Raw genomic sequence first — 24,106 nt, 5'->3', positions numbered from 1 at the left:
AAGATCAATCCCGGTAATTCAGCGCCGGTTTGCGATCGCCTATCAGGGCTTCATATTTAAAATCTTCGCCTCTCCTTTTTCTTAGCTCTTTCCAGGATTCTTCAATCACCGTGGGAGAATCAAATAAGTCCATCGCCGTAAACGCAAGGGTCTTGGCCGCTACCATCATGCCCTTAAAACCAATGCTGGTGCCGCCCGCGGCAACTGCCTGCCAACTGTGTGCAGCCGTGCCCGGAACCCAGGTTGCTGTAGATAGACCAACCGTTGGGACCACCCAGCTCACATCGCCCACATCGGTGGAGGCGGGGCCTTCCACAATTTTAAAGGGCTCGATCTCATTGGAGCTCTCCAGTTTCGGAATGGTACCGGTGAAAGTTTGCTGGATCTTGGTGCCGAATTCTTTTTCTTCCGGGGTATAGCTGTAGCCGCCGGTGGCATGCAGGTTTTTATCCATAATGTGCGCCAGTGTTTCATTGGGGAGCATGTTGTATACCCCGCCCGTTACCTCCACTTCCATGCGTGTTTCGGTGCCGAGGGCAGCGCCTTGTGCGGCTTTTACAATACGTTCCCAGATCGCCTTCACGTCGTCGCGTTTGGGATGGCGTACATAATAGTATACTTCGGCGTAAGCGGGCACCACATTGGGGGCTTCGCCACCGCGGGTGATCACGTAGTGAATGCGGGTTTCCTGGGGCACATGTTCGCGCATCATGTTCACCATGACGTCCATGGCTTCCACGGCGTCCAGCGATGAGCGGCCGCGTTCGGGAGAGGCTGCGGCGTGTGAGGCAATGCCATAGAACCTGAACTTGCCGTTTTTATTGGCCAGCGAGCCGCCGGTGGATGCCGTATTGCCATCGCCGGGGTGCCAATGGAGCACGACGTCAACATCGTTGAAGAGACCTTCTCTGACCATGTATACTTTTCCGGAACCGCCCTCCTCGGCGGGTGTGCCATAGAATCGCAGCGTGCCTGCTTTTTTGTTGGCGATAAGCCAGTTCTTTACTTCAATCGCGGCAGCCGCCGAAGCCGTGCCGAACAAATGATGGCCACACGCATGGCCGGCAGTTTTTCCGTCGATGGTTTTTTTCTCGGGCACGGCGTCTTGCGAAATGCCGGGTAAGGCGTCGTATTCTCCCAGGATGGCGATCACCGGCTTGCCGGAGCCGTAGCTGGCCACGAAAGCGGTGGGTATGCCGGCGATGCCGCTTTCTACTTTGAAGCCCGCCTGTTTAAGGGTTTCCTGGAGCAGGGCCGAACTTTTCACTTCCTTGTAGCCCACCTCGGCAAAGTCCCAGATCTGTTTGGCCACACCGGAGTAGGTTTGATATTTGGAATCGATGGCTTTGGCGACTTCCGTTTTGGTTTTCTGTGCCACGGCGAAGAGCGACGCGCATAGGCACACGGTGGTGAGGATTTTCTTCATAGGTCGGTTAATGGTTTAGGGAAAATAAGGAAAGCCCTTCGCAAAATCCAACCTTTTCCAACAACGGCGAACAAATCGCACAGCAACGGATTGTGCTGGCGACAACGCAAACGCACCGTCACCATGGACGGCGGGCGTTGATTTGAATGGTTTGGGGTGGACGCTTATTCGAAGCCTTTGGCTTTCATCTTCCGGAATTCGCGCACGCGCCGCGTCATGGCAATGCCGAAGCCGCCCATCAGCACCAGGGTGCCGAGCCAAAGCAGGTTGATGTAGGGCTTCTCCAGGGCCTTGATCACCACCCAATCTTTTTGGCGGGTGTTGATGCCCAGTGCGAATTCGTTGGTTTCGGGGTGGATGTTCAGCAAGGTGATGCGCAGGCCCAGGTCGGCCACCTCGTCGGGGATGCGGCCCGCCATTTTATCTTTGATCAGGAAAATGGGCTCAGCATAGTAGTCACCTTTTTCGCCGCGGATGCGGATCTTGGCTTTCACGGCCACGTCTTCCGGATTGAGGTGGACACCGTTTACGTCAAAAACGCGGTCGATCGAATCCAGCACGCAGACATAGTCGTTGGCGTAGAATTGTTGGCCGATCTTCACATTCATTTCTTCCAGTTTGCTCCACGCTTCTTCCTCCGAAGGTTTCATCACGGACGATACGTGGGTGTAGAGATCGGCTGAGACCGTTCTGTAAATATCAGGCGAAACCAAAAGACCGCCCATTTCCGGGTTTATCTGCGCGCGGGGATAGAGCGTATAGGCGCGACCGTTTTTCCGGAGTTGAATTTCATAGAATGTATTCTCCCCGCGGATGTCGATCGTGTCGTTGGCTTTGAAGGTTGTTCCGTTGGCGGTGAAGTTGCGTTTGGCAACCACAAGATCCCTGTCGCCGGTGGGCATCACATCGCTTTTGCGTATATAGCCACCGTGATGACGCGGCTCCAGACGTTCGCCGAGGAACTCGATGTCGTATCCCCACATGGTGCGGGGTTCGTTTATGAAGAGGAGGAGGTTGTCGCGGTTGAAATCTTCGCTGAATTCATTCGAGATGCGCATGCCCGTGTTGTTCAGCGAAACGATCTTCGAATAGCCGGCGGAAAACATAATACCCAAAAGCATCATGCCGACACCCATATGGGCTACCGCTCCGCCCGAAAGACCGGGACTGGATTTCAACAAGGAAAAAAGAATTTTTGTATTCGACACCACCGTGAAAACGCCGGCGAGGGTAAGGATCACGTAGGTGTAGGTGTAGACTTGTCCGATGGTCACGATCAGGGCAAAAATAATGAGGGTGATCAGCACCGGGACGGTCAGTTCTTTTTTGAGTTGATCCTTGTCGATCTTCTTCCACCAGAAAAATTGTCCGACACCCGAAAGCAACCCTACCACTACCGCGAACCACAACTGGAACCGGGAGTAGAACGTGATCTGATCGCCGGGGATGGCAAGATTTGAGGTGATGCCAATGCCGTGGAGAATCTTGTTCCAAACGGGAATGGAGGTGGGCAACAATACCTGGAAGCCCATGAGGCACAAGGTTACGGCGCCGATAAAAATCCAGAACTCACGGGAGTACGTCGAAGCTTCTTTCTCGGAAGAAGGAATTTCACGCCAGCGGGCGATGGACAACGCTACGGCCGCAATCAGGAAAAAGAAAAGATAGATAAGCAACTGACCTGAAAGTCCAAGGTCGGTGAAGGAGTGCACGGACGCATCGCCGAGCACGCCGCTGCGGGTGAGGAATGTGGCGTAAAGAATGAGGATGAAAGTGGTGATCACCAGGACGATGGAGGCCTTCAAGGCAGTCTCGCTGTTTTTGTAGGTGATCATGGTGTGTATGGCGCCGACGAGGACCAACCACGGAACGTATATCGCATTCTCTACGGGATCCCAATTCCAATAGCCACCAAAGTTCAAGGTCTCATAGGCCCAATAACCGCCCATAAGAATGCCCAGCCCCAACACGGCGCCACTGAACAACGCCCACGGCAATGCGGGACGGATCCAGTCCTGGTATTTTTTCAGCCAAAGTCCCGCGATGCAAAATGAGAACGGCACCAGCGTGGTGGCGAAGCCCAGGAAGAGTGTGGGCGGGTGAATGACCATCCAATAGTTTTGTAACAGTGGATTGAGACCGTTCCCATCCTTTGGCACAAACTCGGGTTGGGCCATGAATATGGGCGCTTCGTGCATGGCGTCACGCAACAAAATGAAAGGCGAGCTTCCGATCTTGGATCCAAGTCCCGGAATGACCACACCCAGGATCATCGAGGCCAGGAACGCCTGCACCAGGGCAAACACCGTCATGACCGGCGCTTCCCAGAATTTGTTGGTGTGGATGAGGACAAGACCCAGCATAGCCTGCCAGAACAGCCACAGCATGAAGCTGCCTTCCTGGCCGTTCCAGAATGTGGAGATGAGGTAGTAGACGGGCAGCTTGCGATCGGAGTAGTTGTAGGCGTAGTGGTATTCGAAGTAATGATTGGAGATGATGACAAACAGCGTGACGCAGATGCCCACCACGGCGGCGGCATGCAGATAGAAACCGGTTCGCCCGTTGTGCAGCCAAAAGGTCTTTTTCTCCAAGTCGTTGACGGTGGTGGCCTTGAAGTAGGCAAAGGCCGTGACAAGCGAAGTGATGAAAGAGGTGATAACAAAAAGGTGACCCAGGTCACCGATCAGGTAATGCATGCTGGCTGATTTAGTGGACGATCCGCAGGGCGCGAAATGAAGGGTGTGGGTGTGATGCGAGCGAGGCCGGCACTAGCTGACGGCAGTTGGAGCCGATCAAACATTGATCTTTTGCTCCTGGTATTTGGAAGGACACTTGAGAAGGATCTTGCTGGCGTTGAAATCCGTGCCGTGATAGCTGCCGATGACCACCACTTTTTCGGAACGCAGAAAATCGGCGGGCATGGGCTGGTTGTAGTTCACGCGCTGTTCCTTGCCGGTGTCGTCGATCATCACAAAGGAAAAGGACACCCGGTCGGCGCCTTCGGTGATGCCGATCACATGGCCTTCGTCATCCTTCTTCAGCTCGCCCACCACGTGAATGTCTTTTTTGTTGCCGGAAGTAGACAGGCTGAGCGCCTCGTCAAAGCCGACGTAGGTGCTGGCGTCGTTGGAGGTGGAAACGATGATGCCGATTGCGACGGCAATGACCACCAGGATGAGAATGTGTGATTTTTTCATAAAGCGTTCCCTTCAAAAGTCCGGGCAAAATTAGCCACAAACGACTAGAAATTCAGGTAATTTTTTACCTGAAATACGGAGGCCGCCCTATTTGGTTGAGTGATTTTTGTCAGCGAGAAGATCTTCCAGCTTTTTCACTTTGCGATCCATCAAAAAGAGGTACGTGATCAGTCCGGCCAACACAATGAGGATAATGGCGACCACCACATAGATCTTGCCTTCGGAGCGGAGGCCGTCGGCCATGGGCACGTCGGTTTGCGCGTTTGCGGAAAGGCTGAGGGCCATCAAAATGAGGCCCAGGAGGCTGCTAATGAGTTTTTTCATCTTCTAAGTCGTGAATTTTATCTTCGATGCCCCGCATTCTCACCCGCAGCGTCGTCACCCAGATGCCGATGAGGATCCAGCCGATCACCGCTGGGTAGAAAACCATGCGCATGCGGTTGTCGAGGTCGTACATATTGAAACCCGGGTTGCCGCCGCTGCCGGGGTGCAGCGAACTGGTGAGGCGGGGAATGATGAATATGAGCGGGATCATGGCCGCAAAGGCAAAAATGTTATAGACGGCGCTGAGGCGAGCCTTTTGCTCTTCATTTTCGACCGAGCCGCGCAAGATGAAATAGGCCAGGTAGACCAGCAGGGCGATGGCGGCACCGTTTTGTTTTGGATCGCCGTGCCAGAAGGAACCCCAGGCATAGTTGGCCCACAACATGCCCGTGAGCATGCCCAAAATGCCAAAAACAAGGCCCACATTGGCGAATTCCACGGCTTTGCGATCAAGCGCAACCGAGGGATTGACCAAATATAGAACGGAGTAAACCACGGAAATGAGAAATAACGTCACCATCCCAAACCACATGGGCACGTGGAAATAGAGGGCCCGAATGGTCTCGTTCAGGATGTTGAGCCGTGGAACATCCATGAGCAGGCCGCCGATGTGAACGTAGAAAAGCAAAACGATAGCAAGAATTTTTAGCCAGGTCTTCATGGAGGAGATAAAACAAGGGGTGCAAACGGATTTCTGAAAAATGGGTTGCCCGCCTTCTTAACTGCGCCAAATATACGGGAAGAGCATGTACGACAGACCCGTCAGGATGCAATTTATTGCCAGCAGGTTCAGCAATTCGTCTATGCTAACGGATCGGTCCAGGCCGTCGAGCACGTTTTTGGTGATCTTGATGGCCATCAGGAGCAACGCCAGGATCACGGGGAAGCTGAGCACGGCCATCAGGATGTTGCTGTTGTTGGCTTTGGAGGCGATGCCGGAAATGAGGCTCAGCGCCGCCGAAAATCCGAACGAGGTAAGCAAAAGGGTGAGCAGAAAAAGCGCGTGGTCCTGGATGGGGTTGCCGATGAACAGGGAGAACAGGGCATAGCCGGCCAGCGACAAAAGGAGACACAGCAAGGTGTTATACAGGATCTTGGACAGAATGATGGCCTGCGGGCTGGCAACGGCATAATAGTAAATGAAGGAGCCTTTTTTTTCCCCGATAAAGCTCTTGGCCACGCTATTGACCACCGAAAACAAAATGGCCAGCCAGAACAGGGCCGACCAGGTAGCTTCGTTGATGGAATTCTGGCGTAGGCTGAACGTGAGGTAGCAAATGAAGATGAGGCTGAACAGGTAAACGCCGATGCCCGAGATCACGGCTTTGCGCCGGAGCTCAAGCGTGAGTTCTTTATGGATGAGGTGGAGGATCATGCGGCTTTGCGTGATTCTTCTTCCATGCGGAGGAGCTTACGGACGGACTTGAAGGCCAAAAGCAAACCTACAAAGGCGATGCCCACAAACGAGCCGGCAATAAGGTTTAGGTTGAGTTTGGGCCTGATCGGCGTTTCAAATCTTTTGAAGCCATCGATTACATGAACGCTGTTTACAAGCTCCAATTCGTCTTGCAGCTCGAGTTTTTGCTTAGAGATCTCCAAAATTTTTGTACTGATCTGGGTTAAGTCAAAGACAATGCTACCTTTTGCATTCTGAAACAACTGACCGTTATTAATTTTTGTCTTGAGTTCTTCGAGATCTTTAATTTCCTGCTCCGACCGGTCGATGAGTTGGCGATAATCGCTCTTCTTTTGCGCTACCCTTATTTTAACATAGTCGTTGTTTTCAAAGTAATTGATGAGGCTTTTCTGAAGTTCGTCCAGGATATCGAGGCTGTAGACTTCCACCGTGACGAGAAGATATTTGCGATCATTTTCTTTGCCCACTTCATCTTCATTGGAGTATGGACTTTTGATGGTGAGGAGGGCTATCTCCTCGGCAACGGCTTCAGAAATGTTCAACTGCTGGGCTAAAGCATGAAAATTGTCTTCCTGTCTGAATCGGTTAAGGCTGGCCACCAATTGTTTGCTGTACGACTCGGTCAGGATCTCGGAACTGATGACCATACTGCTCTCGTACACCTTTGTGGAAGAATAATAATAGGCAGATCCCAGGGCGCTGCCGACGATAAAGAATGCAAGGATAAGCCAAAAGTTATCCCGAATGATCCTTACCCCCTTTAAAAGCAGTTCTAACAAATCAATTTCATGGTTTGAGGCGGTGGTCATTCTTGGACGCGGTTAAATTCCTGGAAAATTAGAAAATATTACAAATTCCCCCTAATCTGTTAATTTTGCCCCCTAATTCAGCAGTCATTCATGCATTCAAACTCAACGGTTCTAGTCACCGGAGCGGCCGGCTTCATCGGGTTCCATCTCACACAAAAGCTCACCGCCTTGGGATTCAGGGTGGCAGGCCTCGATAATCTTAACGACTATTACGATGTAAATCTCAAAAAGTCGCGTTTGGACATTCTCAAGACCCTTCCGGGCTTCACGTTCCACCAGATCAACCTGGTGGATTATCCGTCGCTCGACAGCCTTTTTAAACAGGAGCGTTTTGATTATGTCGTGAACCTTGCCGCGCAGGCCGGCGTGCGCTATTCGCTCACCAATCCGCATGCCTACCTGGAAAGCAACCTGCACGGGTTTCTGAACGTCCTGGAAGCTTGCCGCCATCATAAGATAAAGCATTTGGTCTACGCGTCATCCAGCTCGGTGTATGGTGCGAATAAAAAGATGCCTTTTTCGGTGCATCATAATGTAGACCACCCGATCTCGCTCTATGCAGCCTCGAAAAAATCGAACGAACTGATGGCGCACACCTACTCGGCCTTGTATAATCTGCCGACAACAGGGTTGCGCTTCTTCACCGTATATGGCCCCTATGGCCGCCCCGATATGGCCTTGTTCCTTTTTACAAAGGCCATTCTCGAGGGCAAGCCCATCGATGTTTACAACCATGGCAAGATGAAGCGCGACTTCACCTATGTAGACGATATCGTGGAGAGTATTTCGCGCCTGGTGCCGAAGCCCGCGCGCCCCAACACGCAATGGAACGGAATGACGCCCGATCCTGCGACAAGTTTTGCGCCTTATCACATCTTTAACATCGGCAACAATCAGCCGGTAGAGCTGATGCGATTCATCGAGGTGATCGAGGAAAAGCTGGGCAAGAAGGCCATAAAGAACATGATGCCACTCCAGGAGGGCGACGTGCCTGAAACGTATGCCGATGTGGAAGACCTGATGCGCGAGGTCGACTTCAAACCGGCCACGCCGATTGACGAGGGTATTGGAAAATTCATTGCTTGGTATACATCCTATTATAAACACTAAAACAAAAACGTAGGCTCGTGGAAAAAATTAGCATAGTAGGGCTGGGGTACGTTGGTCTGCCCCTAGCCGTGGAGTTCGGAAAGATTCTGCCTGTGGTAGGATTCGATATCAACAAAGAACGTATCGAAGAGTTGAAGCGCGGCTACGATCGCACAAAGGAAGTGGATGGTGACGAATTGAAAGCGTCCACCCATCTGCAATATGCTTTCGACACCGCGGCGTTGAAGGACGTTAATTATTTTATCGTCACCGTCCCCACACCGATCGACGAATTCAAGAAGCCTGACCTCCGTCCGCTGGAAGGGGCAAGCAAAACCGTGGGAAGCGTATTGAAGAAGGGGGATATTGTCATCTATGAATCGACGGTTTACCCGGGATGCACAGAAGAAATTTGTGTGCCCATCCTGGAGCGTGTGAGCGGGCTGAAATTTAACGTGGATTTCTTCTGCGGCTATTCACCCGAGCGCATCAACCCCGGCGACAAACTGCACCGCGTCACCACCATCAAAAAAGTTACCAGTGGCAGCACGCCTGAAATTGCCGAGAAAGTAGACCAGCTTTACCGGAAGATCATCACGGCCGGCACACACAAGGCCTCGTCGCTGAAAGTGGCCGAAGCTGCGAAGGTCATCGAAAATTCGCAACGTGACCTCAACATCGCTTTTGTGAACGAGCTGGCACTCATCTTTGATCGTGTAGGCATCGACACGCACGAAGTGTTGGAAGCCGCCGGTACAAAATGGAATTTCCTTCCTTTCAAACCGGGACTGGTGGGTGGTCATTGCATTGGCGTGGATCCTTACTACCTGACCCATAAGGCTGAAAGCCTCGGCTACCATCCGGAGGTGATCTTGTCGGGAAGACGGATCAACGACAACATGAGCGTGTACGTCGCCAACACCATCATCAAACTGATGGCGAAGAACGAACTGCCCATTCACGGCGCCAACGTGCTGGTGCTGGGTATCACCTTCAAAGAAAATTGTCCTGACATCCGGAACAGTAAGGTGATCGATGTGGTAAGAGAATTGCAAAGCTTCGGCACATCGGTAGATATATTCGATCCTCAAGCGGATGGGGCAGAGGTGATGCACGAATACAATGTGCCACTGGTGTCGGGCCTGACGAAAAAATATCATGCCGTCGTGTTGGCCGTGAATCACCAGGACTTCAGCACGCTGGACTGGTCTGCCTTCACCACGGCGAAAACGGTAGTATACGACGTAAAAGGTTCTTTGGATAGAAATAAAATCACAGCACGACTCTAACAAAAACTATGGCTTTAACAAAAAAAATCCTCGTCACCGGCGGTGCAGGCTACATTGGCGCTCATACCGTAGTGGAACTGATAAATGCCGGCTACGACCCCGTAATTATCGATGATCTTTCTAAAAGCGATCGCACCTTATTAGCAGGCATCGAGAAAATCACGGGAAGGAAAGTGGATTTTCATAAGGGCGACTGCTGCAACAAGGAATTTGTGACCGGCGTTTTTAAAACGGCAGGTCCGTTCTCCAGCGTGTTGCATTTTGCGGCCTACAAATCGGTGGGCGAGTCGGTGGAGAAGCCCTTGATGTACTATCAAAACAATATCGATTCGCTGGTCACCGTTCTGGATGTCATGAAAGAAAACGGTGTCACCGATCTTATTTTCTCATCTTCTTGCACGGTCTACGGCCAACCCGATCATATACCCGTCGATGAATCGGCGCCATTCAAGCGGGCCGAGTCACCCTATGGTGCCACGAAGCAGATGTGCGAGCGCATCCTGGAAGATGCACACCTCAATGGCTACCGGGTGGTTTCGCTGCGGTACTTCAATCCCATCGGTGCGCATCCCACCGCGGAAATGGGTGAGCTGCCCGTAGGAGCTCCCAACAACCTTGTTCCCTACATCACGCAAACCGCCGCCGGCGTTCGTGAAAAGCTTACCGTCTTTGGCAATGACTATGATACCCCCGACGGCTCCTGCCTCCGGGATTTTATTCATGTTGTGGATCTGGCCATTGCTCACGTGAAGGCGATGGAGTACCTGGCGAAGCGCCCTGAAAAAAAACTTGTGGAGGCTTTCAACGTGGGGACCGGAATCGGTGTCTCTGTGCTGCAGCTTTTAGACAAGTTTGTCAAGGTGACCGGCGCGAAACTCAACTACGTCATCGGTCCCCGTCGACCAGGCGATGTAGAAAAAGTGTATGCCGATCCGTCAAAGGTGAATGCGGCGCTGCAATGGAAGACAAAATATTCGGTAGAGGATTCGCTTCGCGATGCGTGGCGATGGGAGAAGAAAGTACGAAATATTCAGTGATCACAGCCTAACCAAATTCGACAAGCGAGGGTTTATGGGACAGATAAAGATGGTTGACCTGCATACGCAGTACCTCCGCATCAAAGCGGAGATCGACGAAGCTATGCAACATGTGCTGCACACTACCGCTTTTATCCAGGGACCAGAAGTTGCCGAATTTGCCGCGTCGCTCTCCAACTACCTGGGCGGCGTGAACGTGATTCCCTGCGCCAATGGAACAGACGCGCTTCAGATCGCCCTCATGGCGTTGGATGCAAAACCCGGCGACGAAGTGATACTGCCCGTGCATACCTATGTGGCCACAGCCGAAGTGCTGGCCCTTTTGGGATTGAAGCCCGTCTTTGTGGACGTCGATGAGCACGCGTTCAATATCAATGTCGTGCAAGTGCAGCAAAGGATCACTTCGCGCACGATCGCGATCGTGCCCGTTCACCTGTACGGCCAGTGTGCCGACATGCAACCGTTGCTGGAGCTTGCTGCCAGAGAGGGCCTGTCCGTGATTGAAGATGCAGCCCAGGCATTAGGTGCTGTCTACACATTTAAAAACGGCATCACTAAAAAGGCCGGCACCATGGGCACCATCGGCACCACGTCGTTCTTCCCCACAAAAAACCTGGGTTGCTTTGGCGACGGTGGCGCAATTTTTACTTCCGACGACGTCCTGGCAGAGAAGATCAGGATGATCGCCAACCACGGCCAAAAAATAAAATATCATCACGAACTTGTCGGCGTCAACAGTCGCCTGGACACGCTGCAAGCTGCCGTGTTGAAGGTGAAGCTGAAATACCTCCGCGAATATGAATCGCTGCGCAACGACGTCGCCCGCTACTACGATGCCAAGCTTTCCGGTGTGCCAGCTTTGAGAACGCCAGCGCGTGTTGGAAACTCAACACACGTTTTTCACCAATATACGTTGCAGATACTGGAGGGCGATCGCGATCAATTCAAGAAGTACCTGGAAGAGAAGGGTATACCCACGATGATCTACTATCCCGTTCCGCTTCACCTGCAGAAGGCGTACCGGCAACCGGAATTCGGGCCCGGGTCATTTCCCATTACGGAAAAACTTTCAAAGACGGTGATCTCACTGCCCATCCATACGGAGATGCCCGGCGACCAACTGGAATTTATCAGCACTACCATCAGAGCCTATTTTAAAGCATGACCGACGCAAAGGAATTTTATGTTCACCCCACAGCCGTGCTGGACGAGGGCTGCGAAATAGGAAAGGGAACAAAGATCTGGCACTTCTCGCACATTATGCCGCATTGCAAGATCGGCGAGAATTGTAACATCGGCCAAAATGTGGTGATCTCACCCGAAGTGGTGCTGGGAAAAAATGTGAAGGTGCAGAACAACGTCTCCATCTACACCGGCGTGACGTGCGACGACGATGTTTTTTTGGGACCTTCCATGGTGTTCACCAACGTGACCAACCCGCGAAGTGCAGTGAACCGGAAAAATCAATATGCAAAAACGCGGGTGAAGCGAGGTGCCACCATTGGGGCAAACGCTACCATTGTTTGTGGTCACGACATTGGTGAATATGCTTTTATCGGCGCAGGTGCTGTAGTTACCAAGACGGTGCCGGCCTATGCGCTCGTCGTCGGTAATCCAGCGCGGCAAAACGGCTGGATGAGCGAGTATGGACATAAACTGAGTTTCAAAGAAGGCGTAGCCATTTGCCCCGAAAGCAAGCAACGCTACCGGCTTCAGGATGGAGTGGTTTCTAAAATAGAAGAATGAAAAATTTTGCATTGATCGGCGCCGCGGGTTTCATCGCGCCCCGCCACCTTAAGGCATTGAAAGATACGGGAAGCAACCTGGTGGCTGCGCTCGACAAGCACGACAACGTGGGGGTGTTGGATTCCTATTTCCCAAATGCCGATTTCTTCACGGAGTTTGAGCGCTTCGATCGCCACCTCGACAAACTGAAACGAAAAGGAGAGAAGGTGGACTACATCACCATCTGCTCGCCAAATTATTTGCACGACTCTCACATTCGCTTTGCATTGCGGTATGGTGCCAATGCCATTTGTGAAAAGCCGTTGGTGCTGAACCCCTGGAACCTCGACGCGCTCGAGGAAATAGAAAAGGAGACCGGCAACAAGGTGAATACCATTCTGCAGCTGAGGCTTCACCCCAGTATCATCGCGCTGCGTGAAAGAGTGTTGAACAGTCCGAAGGATAAGGTCTTCGATGTTGACCTGAAGTATATGACCTCGCGTGGTCACTGGTACCAAAGCAGCTGGAAGGGCGATATTTCGAAGTCCGGCGGGATCGCCACCAACATCGGCATTCATTTTTTTGATATGCTGATGTGGATTTTTGGAAGCGTGAAAAGCAACGAGGTGTACAGCCTCACGCCAAGCCAGGGGTCCGGTTACATTACGTTAGAAAAAGCGCGGGTCAATTGGTTTCTCAGCATCGATTACGAAGACATTCCGGCCGAGGTGAAAGCGCAGGGCAAGCGAACGTTCCGCACATTGAGCATGGAGGGTGAAGAGATCGAATTCAGCGACGGTTTCACCGACCTGCACACCAAGAGCTATGCCGAAATTTTGAAAGGCAATGCGTTCGGGCTGCGCGAAGCCAAGCCTTCTATCGAGCTGGCGTACGACATTCGTAACAAGGCATTGACCAAGAAGCCGTGAAAATAAACGGAGTTTATCAACGATACGAAATCTTATAAATTTTCAATCACGTGAAAATACTGGTCACTGGCAGCAACGGACAATTGGGGAGTGAACTGAAGCTTCTCTCGGCTCTGTATCGGCAATTCGATTTCACCTTCATCGATGTGGAGGAAGTGAACCTCGCAGAAGAGGTGTCGATCCGCGCTTATTTTGCCGATAAGCATTTCGATTTTCTTATTCACTGTGCTGCCTACACCGCCGTCGATAAAGCGGAAGAGGAAGTTGCGTTGGCCTATGCCATCAATGCCGGCGCCGTGAAAACGCTGGCCGAGATCTGCCTGGAGAAAAAGATCCGTCTGATCCACATCAGTACCGACTATGTTTTCGACGGTGAGGCCAATCAGCCGATCACGGAGACGGTCCAACCTAATCCGGTGTCGGTCTATGGAAAGTCGAAGTTGGAAGGTGAACATCACGTGTTGTCCATTTTGAGCAATGCCTATGTCATTCGCACGGCCTGGGTCTACTCGTCTTTTGGGAAGAATTTTGTGAAGAGCATTCGCCACCTGGCCAGCCAGCGCGAAATGTTGGGCGTGGTCTGTGACCAGATAGGCACACCAACCTATGCCTATGACCTGGCCTCAGCCTTGTTGCAAATTGTGGATGCTATTCACCGGGGCCAGGCGGATGAGCCCGGGGTCTATCATTTTACCAACGAAGGCGTAACGTCCTGGTACGACTTTGCTTATTTCCTGGTGCAGGAAAGCGGGCTCAACTGTCGTATTCAACCGATTTCAACGGCACAATACAAAACAGCCGCCGTTCGCCCGAAATTCAGTTTGCTGGATAAGTCTAAAATTAAGGCTACTTTTGCGGTTCAGATTCCCCACTGGTCGGAGAGTCTGAAGATTTGTATCGATAAATTGAATCAAGGAGCATAACGATTGAGGCCAGACAAAGTGGAATACATGGTTAAGAAGTTTTTGCAAGGCACGTTTTTTAGATACGTCATCGTTGGGGTTACGTCGGCTGCTCTGGAGACACTTTTATTGATTGTATTTGTCGAGCAATTTGCCATGACGCCCCTGATGGGCAATCTCTTCGCTTTTCTGATCACCTGTATTTTGAACTATCTGCTGAGCCGCAAATGGGTCTTTGAACGCACGGGCGAACGCAAACGTGTGGAGTTTGCCCTGTTCATGTTCTTCGTGACCTGCGGTTTGTTGATCAGCCAGTTGGTGATGTGGGTTGGCGTTGATCGGTGGCATCAGGACTACCTGGTCTCGAAGCTTGTTGCGATTTTCTTTGTGGTGATATGGAATTTCTTTACCCGGAAATACTTTGTGTTTAACAGCGCGGTGAAGGGTTTTTTCTCAAAGCGCTGAAATGGCTGGTGGTATTCACCACAAATTTTAATCCCGTGTTAGTTTACAAAATTCTTGCGAGCCTGTTTTGAAGACACAATATCGCCAACTCATTGAGAAAACTCGGGTCGTATCGTCACACCCCGGAATACGAAAATATTTTTTTAATACGGGGTGGATGTTCCTGGAGAAAATACTTCGGATCATTGCAGGGTTGTTTGTAGGTGCCTACGTGGCCCGCTACCTCGGACCATCCCGATACGGATTGTTGAACTATGCGATCAGCCTGGTGACACTACTTTCAGTTGTGGGTGACTTGGGAATGGAATCCATACTGGTGCGTGAATTGATTCGCCACGAAGACAAAAGGCAACGGATTCTTGGGACAGCCTTTGCGTTAAAACTTTGCGCAGGCCTGCTGGTGTTTATTTGTCTGATTGTGCTGGCACAGGTAACGACGGCCGATCCACTGACGAAGAAGATGATCTACATCATTGCTGGAGGAACGGTTTTTGAAACCTTGCGGGTGATCGAATATTTTTTCCAATCCAAAGTTTGGTCAAAGTATTTGGTGTGGAGTCAGATTGCGGCGCTGGCCACGGTGTCGCTGTGTCGTATTGCGCTCGTGCAAAGGGAAGCCTCGCTGGAGTGGTTTGCCGTGACCTATAGCCTGGACTTTATGATCGTAGCGATCGGTTCGGTTATTTTTTTTGTAAAAAGCGGGCATCGTTTTTCAGATTGGAAGTTCGACCTCCCCATCGCGCGAAATCTGCTGATCGATGTATGGCCTCTCATCTTTGCTTCGGTAGCGGTTTCGGTTTATATGAAAATCGATCAGGTTATGGTGAAGTGGATGTTGGGTGACGAGGCAAACGGTTATTACGGCGTGGCTGTACGGCTGAGTGAGATGTGGAATTTTATTCCAGTGGCGATATCAGCATCTTTGTTTCCCGCCATTGTGAGTTCAAAAAACGCCAGTGAGACCTTATACATGAACCGCCTGCAGTGGTTATACGACCTTATGGTTTTTATTTCCGTGTCGATTGCCATACCGATGACTTTTCTTTCGGGCTTTGCAGTAAAAATTATTTTTGGCGAAGATTTTGTGCCGGCTGGCAATTTGACATCCATCTACATTTGGTCTAGTGTTTTTGTGTTTGTTGGGGTGGCAAACAGCAAATGGATTTTTACGGAGAATCTCCAAAAATTCCGGATGTATAGCTACGTCGTCGCTGCCTTGATCAATATACTGCTCAATCTTGTTTTGATCCCCAAGTTGGGGCTGGTGGGTGGTGCGATCGCCACGTTGATCGCGTACGCGTACGCCTACTATTTTAGTCTCCTGTTAAGAAAAAAAACAAGACCTGCTTTTCTTCAATTTTCCAGGGCCTTGAATCTCTGGTCCCTTCCCGGCAGGCTGATCAAAGGATTTAGCACATTTAATAAAACCGATTGAGGATTAATGTTTAAATTTCTGTAGAATAGGCTATTTATTATGGACATACAAGTAGAACATACCGTTTACAACGACCTGAATTATAATGACAAGGGGCGATTTAATAGTTTCTGGCACCAGATCGATGCGGCATTGGCCTTGAAACCAAAGACCATCATGGAGGTGGGTACAGGCAATGGCTTTGTGAAATTTGTACTAAAAAAGAACAATGTGGCGGTATCCACGATCGACATCGATCCGAAACTAGAGCCCGATATTTTGGCTTCTGTGTTGTCTATCCCTGTGGGTGACAATGCATTTGATGTAGCACTCTGCTGTCAGGTACTGGAACATTTGCCCTATGAAAACTTTGTTCCTGCGTTAACAGAGATACGACGTGTGGTGAGTGGACATCTTATTCTTTCGTTGCCCGACATGCACCGGGCCTATCGCTTCAATATGCAGCTTCCGATCCTTGGCGAAATAAAGTTTTTATGGACGTTACCGCGGCTAAAGTCACAAGAATGGACTTTCAACGGCGAGCACTATTGGAACATTTCTAATAAGAATTATTCGGTTGGTCGAATTCGGTCGGACATTGAAAAAGCAGGATTTAAAATTGAAAAGGAGTTTTGCGTGTTTGAAATGTCATGGCATCGTTTCTTTATTCTAAAGAAGAAATGAAGGGAAAGTGCATCCTGTATGTTCAGCACGCCGGCGCCATGGGCGGATCAGTAGTTAGCTTGCGGGAATTAGTTCTTGATGCTGTTCAGCAGCAATACCGTTGTGTAGTGGCTTGTCCGAATCAGGAGATTGCCGATGTATACAGAGCGATCGGTGCGGAAGCTTTTGTGACACCCATCATGGGTTTTAATCACAATACGGCCCTTTTCTATAAGGCAACGGTGTTGGACATTCTTCGTTTTATAAAGATGCTGTTGATGACCCGCATCAGCTTTTGGAAGATGCGGAAAATAGTCAAGGCCGTGCGCCCGGACATCGTTCATCTCAATAGTTCTGTCCTGATTTTGTATGCCTTGTTTTTTCGCCGATTCTCTATCCCCGTGATTTATCACGTACGCGAAAATGTGGTGCAAGGCTATTTCGGGTGGCGCAAGTCCTTCATTAGAAAGGCGGCTAATAAATGGGCCGCTGCCATCATATACATCAGCGAATATGAGTTTGAGTTGCTGGGTACCGATCTCGGAAAAAGTACAGTAATATACAATTATGTACACGAACACGCGTTCCAGCAGGATGCGGAGGCGGATAACCGGCCCGTTGCTGACCAGCAGTTCAAGATCGTGATCTTGGGTGGTCTTTTCAATCTCAAAGGAGGAAAGACCATCCTGGAATCGTTGATGCGTGCCCCCTCTGAGGTGGAACTCCTGGTATTGGGCGGTGTAGATCCCCGCGAGAAAGGCGCGGAGCTCAGCGCGTTAGAAAGCAAGACCTATTTTGCGGAGATCGTGGCGTTGTTAAACCGCCCCGAAGTCGGCGACCGGGTTAAATTTTATGGAAGGGTGAGCAATCCAGCCAAATACATTTCCCGCGCGAATGCGCTGCTGTTTTGGGCTGCGGCACCCCACTTTCCACGGCCCGTTTTTGAAGCTTGGTTGCTGGAAAAGCCTGTATTGTATTATAATCCGTTGTTCAAGAATCCGATCATCAACGAACGGAATGTCTCCGTCGTGCAGGAGAACACACCGGATGCGCTGGCAAAATGTATCCAGGCACTGCCGGGGAGTTCGTTTACCTCCGCCGAAACCATCGCCGCCAACTATGCCGTGGCGAAAGCGAACTTCACGGAGCAGAATTTCCTGAAAATAGACGCGATATATCGACAACATTTAAGCCCCGAATAGTCATAAATATAAAACTCAAAATAGTCAACACCCTTGCCGCGGCCATCCCCGATGCTGTATTGAAAAAGGTATTGCCTCGGAAGTTCATTGTCTATGGCCATCTTATCGGTAATGCAAATCACCCGGTGGCCCAATATTACCGCTACCCCACCGAGCAGGAGTTCGACGCCTTAGTCGTTTGGTGCGAAAAAATGGGGTATGCCTTTGTCGGGCTCGAAGACTATTTAGCGGACGACAATCGGAAAAAAATCCTGGTCACGTTCGACGATGGGTTCAAGATCGTGAAAGAAATATTGCATCCCTATATGATGCGACGGCAACTACCCTATATGTTGTTCGTTTTGACCGATCCTTTGGCAAACCCTGCTTTTACCATTCCAACGATCAAAACCAACGACACCACAGCGATGTTCTTGTCGAAAGCGGAGATCCTGGAATTGAAAGCACAAGGGGTGCACATCGGTTTTCATACGCGGAATCATACAAAGATCTTGGGCAGCGATCGTTTAACAGATGAAAGTATTAAAGATCAGTTGACCTTTCCCAAAGAACACGATGAATTGTTCTCCAAACCGTTATGTTTTGCGTACCCCTACCTGGCGCCGGAGAATTATGGATTATTTGATAATTTTATGAGCGACGTATTGGGTTACCGCTATTTCTTCGACACCAAAGGGTTCAGGAACTCCAAAGGGAATCATTTTTTCAGAGTATCAATCGATATCGAGAAAAATGTGACCCGGAAAAATTGGATCAAGTTTGGTATCAAAAGGCAGTGGCTCTCGTCGCTGAAACAACGGTCTGGTTGATCATCAATTGAAGCTCATTAATTAACCCCCCCCTTTTTATATGATTGCCAACATCGCCCGGAATATTCTTAAGGGTATTAACCGCAGACTGAATGCTCCCAACTGGAAAAGTTTTAGGCATTTGGAACCCATATCCAATGTGTTTGGATATGACAGAGGAAATCAGTCCATCCACCGGTATTACATCGACAATTTTGTTGCCATGAATGCCGGTAAAATAAAAGGACGAACACTTGAAGTGGCCGAAAGGACCTATACCCAACGGCATGGCCAGCAGGTTACCCAGGCGGACATCATTCACTACAGCGAACATAAGGGTGACGGATCTTTTATCGGCGATCTTACCAAACAAGAGACGCTTCCGGAGGAGAGATTTGATACGTTTGTGTGTACGCAGACTTTTAATTTTATCTACGATTTCAAGGCTGCCATCCAGGGTTCGAAATACGTGTTGAAACCCGGTGGATTTCTGATTGCTACGGTTTCAGGTATCCAGCAGATCTCAACATATGACGCCTCCCGTTGGGGAGATTATTGGCGATTCACAAGCGAGAGCTGCAAAAAAGGCTTTGGAGAAATCTTTGGAGAAGCCAACGTAGAGGTTACAACCTTTGGCAACGTATTGGCGTCTATCGCAGCATTGGAAGGACTGAGTGCCACCGAGCTGACCAAGGAAGAACTGGCCTTTTCCGATCCCAGCTATGAAATTATCATCGGTATAGTGGCCAGGAAAAATTGACTGAACGCTCAACCACGTAAGCGGACGTTCACCTAGACGAACATCAATGACGAATACAGACAGCGCCGGCACATCGAACAACCCAAGGGTTACCATAGTAACGGTTGCCTTCAATGCCGTGGCCTCTATCGAGCAAACGATACAAAGTGTGTTGAACCTGACCTACGACAACCTCGAGTATGTCATTATTGACGGCGGGAGCACGGATGGAACGGTGGAGATCATCAAGCGCTACGCGTCACAAATTGACTTTTGGATAAGCGAAAGAGATCGCGGCATTTATGATGGCATGAACAAGGGCGTCCGGAAGGCAACGGGTGAATGGATCAATTTTATGAATTGTGGCGATAGGTTTTTGGACGAGGCTGCACTGAATTTTTTTAACGGCCAAACGTTCGATGCCGACCTGCTCTATGGTGACGCGCTGATCCAATATCCGGGATTTCAGACTCTCTATGTGAAAACCCCTCTCAATAGCATGTGGAAACGCATGCCATTCTGCCATCAGGCGACGTTTACAAGAACGGCCCTGATGCGGCAATTTCCCTTCGATCTGGAGTACAAGCTGAGTAGCGATTTTGACTTTATATACAAAATGTACCTTGCAAACCGAAGATTTCGGGAAGTCCATCGGGTGATCTGCCTGTTCGATTTCACCGAGGGCGCATCGATCAAACATGTCTTTCGGTCGGGTACAGAACGAAAGCAAATTGTGCTGGCGCATTCGTTCAGCATTGTAAAATGGGCCTATCACACGCTTGCGATCGGCTACATTTATCTTACGGTCTATTTCAAAAAGCTGGGTGGGCCGAGACTGACCGCCTTTCTGACGCGGTTGTTAAGGCAAAAAGACGCTTCCGCCGGTGGACAATAAACAGTTTTTAAAATGCGCGAACGACAATATCTTTGCCCTGAATTTTGCCGGACCGCTTTTCCGGCCTCCCGGCATGGATTCGGCTATTTCCCGCTTTTGTATTTTAAATTTGATTTGACTCTATGAAAAAAAAATCGATACTGGTTGGCCTTAATGAAATAAACTTTGAATTCATTCAAGAGTACATAAATCGAGGATATTTGGAAAACTTCAAACATCTTTTCTCGACCTACGGTTATGCACGCACAACGTCGGAAGATAAATATGAACTGTTGGAGCCCTGGATTCAATGGGTGTCGATACATACGGGGAAGTCGTATGCTGAACACCAGATCTTCAGACTGGGTGATATTGTTAACCACCCTGAATTGAAACAACTTTGGGAGATTGGCGAACAAAAAGGACTAAAGGTCGGCGCAGTTTCTCCGTTTAATGCTGCCAATAATTTGAAGCGCGCAGTTTTTTTTGTTCCGGATCCCTGGACACAAACATCACCCACGGGTAGCCAGACGTTGGTTCAATTGTCACGCGCAGTGTCGGCAGCGGTCAACGATAACGCCAATCAGAAACTGTCGGGCGGTGCCCTGCTCGCGTTGGTAAAGGGCGTACTAAAATATGTGCCGTTGTCCCGGTATGTACACTATTTTTCGTTAGCGTCTAAATTCAAAAGGAAAATGGCCAAACCGGCCATACTGGACAATGTACTGGCCGACACCTTTATTCATTTATGGAAAGCATCGCAGCCTGATTTTTCGTCGCTCTTTTTGAATTCGGGTGCTCACTTGCAGCATCACTATATGTACAATTCCCAGGTATATTCAGGCACCCAAAAAAATCCCGAGTGGTACTGCCCGGCAAGCGAGGATCCTTTGCTTGACATTTTGAAAGAGTATGACGCCATTTTGGGTCGCCTTATAAAACTTGATTGCAGACTTTTTATAGCCACCGGTTTGCACCAGAATCCACATGAGGAAAATACCTACTACTGGAGGCTCAGAAATCATACGGAGTTCCTCAAATTGGTGGGCATACAGGAGTTCAAATCTGTGGTTCCCCGGATGAGCCGCGATTTCTTGATCGAATGCCACAGCGTTGCGCAAGCCAAACAGGTTCAGGAGCGATTAGAGGAAATGTCTATTCCGGGTTCTGACGAGAAGATCTTTACGGTGGACAACCGTGGGGAGAGTCTTTTTATTGAACTGACATACTCACAGGAATTGAACACAGGATCGTTCATAAATGCGGGGAAACAGAATCTTGGAATCGATTTGTTTAAATATGTTTCATTCGTCGCCATCAAAAATGGCGAACACGATGGCATTGGCTATTATATCGATACCGATAGAAAACAAGCGCCATCCAGCATAAACCCCGTCAAGAATATATTCTCGGAAATTGTAAGCAGTTTTGGATAATCGAGTGAGTGACTTGGATGTGATTCGGACGGACCGCTCTGTTAAGGGTATCTTGTCATATATCGTTCTCACGTCTATATACCTTACTGGCCAATATATCGAAACCGGCATAGGCTTTACCATTTACTGGTTTTATTTTCCCTATGCGTTTTTGATATTTCTTGGGATTGTAAAGGACAGCAAGTTTGATCTTCGCATCCTCTTGTTTTTAGTTGCCTTGGTGATTTTTTCGCTCGCCACTTTTCAGTATGGTTTCCCTCTCGTAATCAAGCAGCTCTTCAACATTTCTTTTTCGTTGTTCGCCTTTTACTACCTGATTAAATTTGAGCAGTTCAATTTTCCGGCAATCCTCTCAAAATATATTCAAATCTCAAAAGTTGTCCTGGTATTGGGATACGTTCAGGTTTTTTTGTTTGCGATAGGTGGCGATCAGTATTTTGGTTTTGTCTTTCCATTCGTAAGGGAAACGAATATCTCGATTCGAATGCAATCCATTGCGACGGAACCTTCTTTTCTGACGCTGGGCTTAACCCCTGTAGTTTTCTTGTCCCTTTATAACCTTTTCTATCGGCGTACTTTTTATTTGAATTGGAAATGGTGTCTTCTGTTTGTCGGGGGCTACCTGTTGACCCTGGCGAGCACGGCATATTTAGGATTACTACTCATGTTGGCTATTCTGTACTTCAAGAATTTCTCGGTCAGAAAATTTTTGTGGTCGATTGGTGCGCTAACAGGCATTTTTCTTTTTGTGATACTTGCCTATTCATTTATCCCCTTAATAAAGGAGCGTGTGGACGACACGGTCATGGGGCTTAGGGGAAATTTTGTTCAAAACGGAAAATATCGGGAGTATAATCTAAGTACCTATATACTTCTTTCTAATTTTCATGTAGTAAAACAGTCTTTAAAAGACCGCCCATTGACGGGCTATGGTTTAGGGACCCATGAGCTAACCTATGACCATTATCTGCCGGCAGAAATGCGTGCTTACTCCTCTTTGAATCGCAATGACGCCGGTAGTATGGCTTTTAGGCTCATTACCGAGACCGGAATTTTAGGGCTTTTTGTGTTTTGTTTTTTCACGCTCCGGTATAGAATACGATCAAGAGCATGGTTTTCCGACGAAGAAGAGATACTTTGGATAATCAATGCCAGCGCTTTCGTGTTGATTTTTTTGTACTTATTGAGGAATGGTAACTACACCTTCAACGGAAAGATGCTTTTTATGCTGCTTTACTTTTATTCTTACAAAGCGATTGTCATGACTAAAAAAATTGAACGATGAACCAGACTATCGTTATATCCGCTATATCGATTCGCATGGCGGGAATGCTTTCGATTTTGGTAGACTGTCTCAAGGAATTGGAATCGCCGAAGTATTCCGGGTTTAAAATTTACGCCATCGTCAAGGATCGTAGCCTGGTGGAACACGTAAATCCCGCTGTCACCTATATTCAAATTGACGGAACGCGGTCGTATGTTCACAGGCTGTACTATGAATATTTTTATTTTCGGAAGTTATCAAAACAACTGAAGCCTTTTCTGTGGTTGTCGCTTCACGACGTGACCCCGCGCGTGAAAGCAGATCGCAGGGCGGTGTATTGCCACAATCCAGCGCCCTTCTATAAGGTGTCGTGGCGGGAGTTTCTCATTGAACCAAAGTTTGCTTTGTTCAACCTGGTGTATTTGATTTTCTATCGAATCAACATCAAAAGAAACAAGTACACGATTGTTCAGCAGGATTGGCTGCGCGATGAATTTGCCGCGATTTTCGGACTTAGAAAAGAAGACATTATCGTGGCCCGACCCGAAGGTGTCTCTCAATCTGAAGTTTCGAGGCCAAAGGTGGACGGCGTCAAGCGATTTATTTTTCCGGCCCTTCCCCGGGTGTGGAAGAATTTTGAAGTTATCGGCGAAGCCGTGACAATTTTAAATGCCAGGGGCATCACGAACTTTGAGGTGATGTGGACCTTGAGTGGCGACGAGAATAAATATGCGAGTTGGCTAAAGCAGCAATATGCCGATGTGCATGGAATACATTTCTTGGGGGGGCTCAAAAGGAGTCGCCTTTTCGAGGTTTACGGTGAGGTGGATTGCCTGATCTTCCCCTCTAAACTTGAATCGTGGGGTTTGCCGATAAGTGAATTTAAGAACTTTAACAAAGCGATTTTGTTGGCAGACTTGCCCTATGCACATGAGACCATGGGGAACTATGATAAGGTATCTTTCTTCAGCCCTTCTTCGGCAGCCGATCTGGCAGAACGTATGATAGGAATCATCGAAGGGAAGGATGATTTTGACGGAAACACGCTGAAGAAGATACAGCAGCCCTATGCGAAAAACTGGGATGCACTGTTTACCATTTTGCTTGCCCCATGAAG

The 24,106-nt window shown here is 49.2% G+C and carries 24 protein-coding genes; 17 read left to right on the top strand and 7 right to left on the bottom strand.

What is annotated here, in order from left to right; translation table 11 throughout:
- Positions 1–4 precede the first annotated feature (4 nt).
- The 7 genes from BUB30_RS12515 to BUB30_RS12485 all read right to left on the bottom strand — a co-directional run bounded on the left by BUB30_RS12515 (position 5) and on the right by BUB30_RS12485 (position 7,173).
- Complete coding sequence (locus BUB30_RS12515) at positions 5–1,426, bottom strand: amidohydrolase (protein ID WP_073134117.1); 1,422 nt, start codon at positions 1,424–1,426, stop codon at positions 5–7.
- A gap of 164 nt (positions 1,427–1,590) precedes the next feature.
- A complete protein-coding gene (ccsA, locus tag BUB30_RS12510) occupies positions 1,591–4,122 on the bottom strand; it encodes a cytochrome c biogenesis protein CcsA (RefSeq protein WP_073134115.1) in 2,532 nt (843 codons plus the stop codon).
- Positions 4,123–4,218: 96 nt separating this feature from the next.
- Complete coding sequence (locus BUB30_RS12505; RefSeq protein ID WP_073134114.1) at positions 4,219–4,623, bottom strand: cytochrome c maturation protein CcmE domain-containing protein; 405 nt, start codon at positions 4,621–4,623, stop codon at positions 4,219–4,221.
- 87 nt (positions 4,624–4,710) lie between these two features.
- On the bottom strand, positions 4,711–4,947 hold the full coding sequence (locus BUB30_RS12500) for a CcmD family protein (RefSeq protein WP_073134112.1): 237 nt from the start codon (positions 4,945–4,947) through the stop codon (positions 4,711–4,713).
- Positions 4,931–5,608 carry a cytochrome c biogenesis protein CcsA gene (gene ccsA, locus BUB30_RS12495; protein ID WP_073134110.1) on the bottom strand — a complete coding sequence of 226 codons (678 nt, stop codon included), beginning with the start codon at positions 5,606–5,608 and terminating at the stop codon, positions 4,931–4,933. The genes BUB30_RS12500 and ccsA (BUB30_RS12495) overlap by 17 nt, the downstream gene beginning before the upstream one ends.
- Before the next feature lie 57 nt (positions 5,609–5,665).
- The gene (locus BUB30_RS12490; protein WP_073134109.1) at positions 5,666–6,322 is read right to left on the bottom strand and encodes a heme exporter protein CcmB; all 657 of its coding nucleotides are present in this window, start codon (positions 6,320–6,322) and stop codon (positions 5,666–5,668) included.
- Positions 6,319–7,173, bottom strand: coding sequence for a Wzz/FepE/Etk N-terminal domain-containing protein (locus BUB30_RS12485; protein WP_073134107.1), 855 nt, complete (start codon positions 7,171–7,173; stop codon positions 6,319–6,321). The genes BUB30_RS12490 and BUB30_RS12485 overlap by 4 nt, the downstream gene beginning before the upstream one ends.
- 90 nt (positions 7,174–7,263) lie before the next feature.
- Between BUB30_RS12485 and BUB30_RS12480 the strand changes: the two genes are divergently transcribed.
- The 17 genes from BUB30_RS12480 to BUB30_RS12400 all read left to right on the top strand — a co-directional run bounded on the left by BUB30_RS12480 (position 7,264) and on the right by BUB30_RS12400 (position 24,104).
- Positions 7,264–8,283, top strand: a complete 1,020-nt coding sequence (locus BUB30_RS12480) for an NAD-dependent epimerase (RefSeq protein ID WP_073134106.1) — start codon at positions 7,264–7,266, stop codon at positions 8,281–8,283.
- A 17-nt stretch (positions 8,284–8,300) separates the two neighbouring features.
- Positions 8,301–9,551, top strand: coding sequence for a nucleotide sugar dehydrogenase (locus BUB30_RS12475; RefSeq protein ID WP_073134104.1), 1,251 nt, complete (start codon positions 8,301–8,303; stop codon positions 9,549–9,551).
- An 8-nt stretch (positions 9,552–9,559) separates the two neighbouring features.
- Entirely contained in the window at positions 9,560–10,588 is a 1,029-nt protein-coding gene (gene galE, locus BUB30_RS12470; protein WP_073134102.1) for a UDP-glucose 4-epimerase GalE, read from the top strand.
- 34 nt (positions 10,589–10,622) lie between these two features.
- Positions 10,623–11,753, top strand: a complete 1,131-nt coding sequence (locus tag BUB30_RS12465) for a DegT/DnrJ/EryC1/StrS family aminotransferase (RefSeq protein ID WP_073134101.1) — start codon at positions 10,623–10,625, stop codon at positions 11,751–11,753.
- Positions 11,750–12,334 carry an acyltransferase gene (locus tag BUB30_RS12460; protein WP_073134099.1) on the top strand — a complete coding sequence of 195 codons (585 nt, stop codon included), beginning with the start codon at positions 11,750–11,752 and terminating at the stop codon, positions 12,332–12,334. The genes BUB30_RS12465 and BUB30_RS12460 overlap by 4 nt, the downstream gene beginning before the upstream one ends.
- Positions 12,331–13,242, top strand: coding sequence for a Gfo/Idh/MocA family oxidoreductase (locus tag BUB30_RS12455; protein ID WP_073134098.1), 912 nt, complete (start codon positions 12,331–12,333; stop codon positions 13,240–13,242). The genes BUB30_RS12460 and BUB30_RS12455 overlap by 4 nt, the downstream gene beginning before the upstream one ends.
- 50 nt (positions 13,243–13,292) lie before the next feature.
- The gene (gene rfbD, locus BUB30_RS12450; RefSeq protein WP_073134096.1) at positions 13,293–14,165 is read left to right on the top strand and encodes a dTDP-4-dehydrorhamnose reductase; all 873 of its coding nucleotides are present in this window, start codon (positions 13,293–13,295) and stop codon (positions 14,163–14,165) included.
- Positions 14,166–14,192: 27 nt separating this feature from the next.
- Positions 14,193–14,609, top strand: a complete 417-nt coding sequence (locus BUB30_RS12445) for a GtrA family protein (RefSeq protein WP_143164881.1) — start codon at positions 14,193–14,195, stop codon at positions 14,607–14,609.
- 157 nt (positions 14,610–14,766) lie between these two features.
- Positions 14,767–16,044, top strand: a complete 1,278-nt coding sequence (locus BUB30_RS12440; RefSeq protein ID WP_084138049.1) for a flippase — start codon at positions 14,767–14,769, stop codon at positions 16,042–16,044.
- A 39-nt stretch (positions 16,045–16,083) separates the two neighbouring features.
- Positions 16,084–16,707, top strand: coding sequence for a class I SAM-dependent methyltransferase (locus BUB30_RS12435; RefSeq protein ID WP_073134091.1), 624 nt, complete (start codon positions 16,084–16,086; stop codon positions 16,705–16,707).
- A complete protein-coding gene (locus tag BUB30_RS12430) occupies positions 16,674–17,888 on the top strand; it encodes a glycosyltransferase family 4 protein (protein WP_084138048.1) in 1,215 nt (404 codons plus the stop codon). The genes BUB30_RS12435 and BUB30_RS12430 overlap by 34 nt, the downstream gene beginning before the upstream one ends.
- A gap of 59 nt (positions 17,889–17,947) precedes the next feature.
- Positions 17,948–18,697 (top strand): polysaccharide deacetylase family protein, encoded by a 750-nt coding sequence (locus BUB30_RS12425; RefSeq protein WP_073134087.1) that lies wholly within the window; start codon positions 17,948–17,950, stop codon positions 18,695–18,697.
- A gap of 121 nt (positions 18,698–18,818) precedes the next feature.
- Positions 18,819–19,436: a methyltransferase domain-containing protein gene (locus tag BUB30_RS12420; RefSeq protein WP_178377089.1), complete on the top strand. Its 618-nt coding sequence runs from the start codon at positions 18,819–18,821 to the stop codon at positions 19,434–19,436.
- A gap of 46 nt (positions 19,437–19,482) precedes the next feature.
- The gene (locus BUB30_RS12415) at positions 19,483–20,310 is read left to right on the top strand and encodes a glycosyltransferase family 2 protein (protein WP_073134085.1); all 828 of its coding nucleotides are present in this window, start codon (positions 19,483–19,485) and stop codon (positions 20,308–20,310) included.
- Between the two features lie 200 nt (positions 20,311–20,510).
- Positions 20,511–21,725, top strand: coding sequence for an alkaline phosphatase family protein (locus BUB30_RS12410; RefSeq protein WP_178377088.1), 1,215 nt, complete (start codon positions 20,511–20,513; stop codon positions 21,723–21,725).
- Positions 21,718–23,010, top strand: coding sequence for a hypothetical protein (locus BUB30_RS12405; protein ID WP_143164880.1), 1,293 nt, complete (start codon positions 21,718–21,720; stop codon positions 23,008–23,010). The genes BUB30_RS12410 and BUB30_RS12405 overlap by 8 nt, the downstream gene beginning before the upstream one ends.
- Positions 23,011–23,300: 290 nt before the next feature.
- Positions 23,301–24,104: a glycosyltransferase gene (locus BUB30_RS12400; protein WP_178377087.1), complete on the top strand. Its 804-nt coding sequence runs from the start codon at positions 23,301–23,303 to the stop codon at positions 24,102–24,104.
- Positions 24,105–24,106 lie beyond the last annotated feature (2 nt).

The organism is Chryseolinea serpens, from assembly GCF_900129725.1.
GTDB lineage: Bacteria > Bacteroidota > Bacteroidia > Cytophagales > Cyclobacteriaceae > Chryseolinea > Chryseolinea serpens.
Note: the sequence above shows the minus strand (reverse complement) of the source record. Positions and strands in the feature narration are given on the sequence as shown.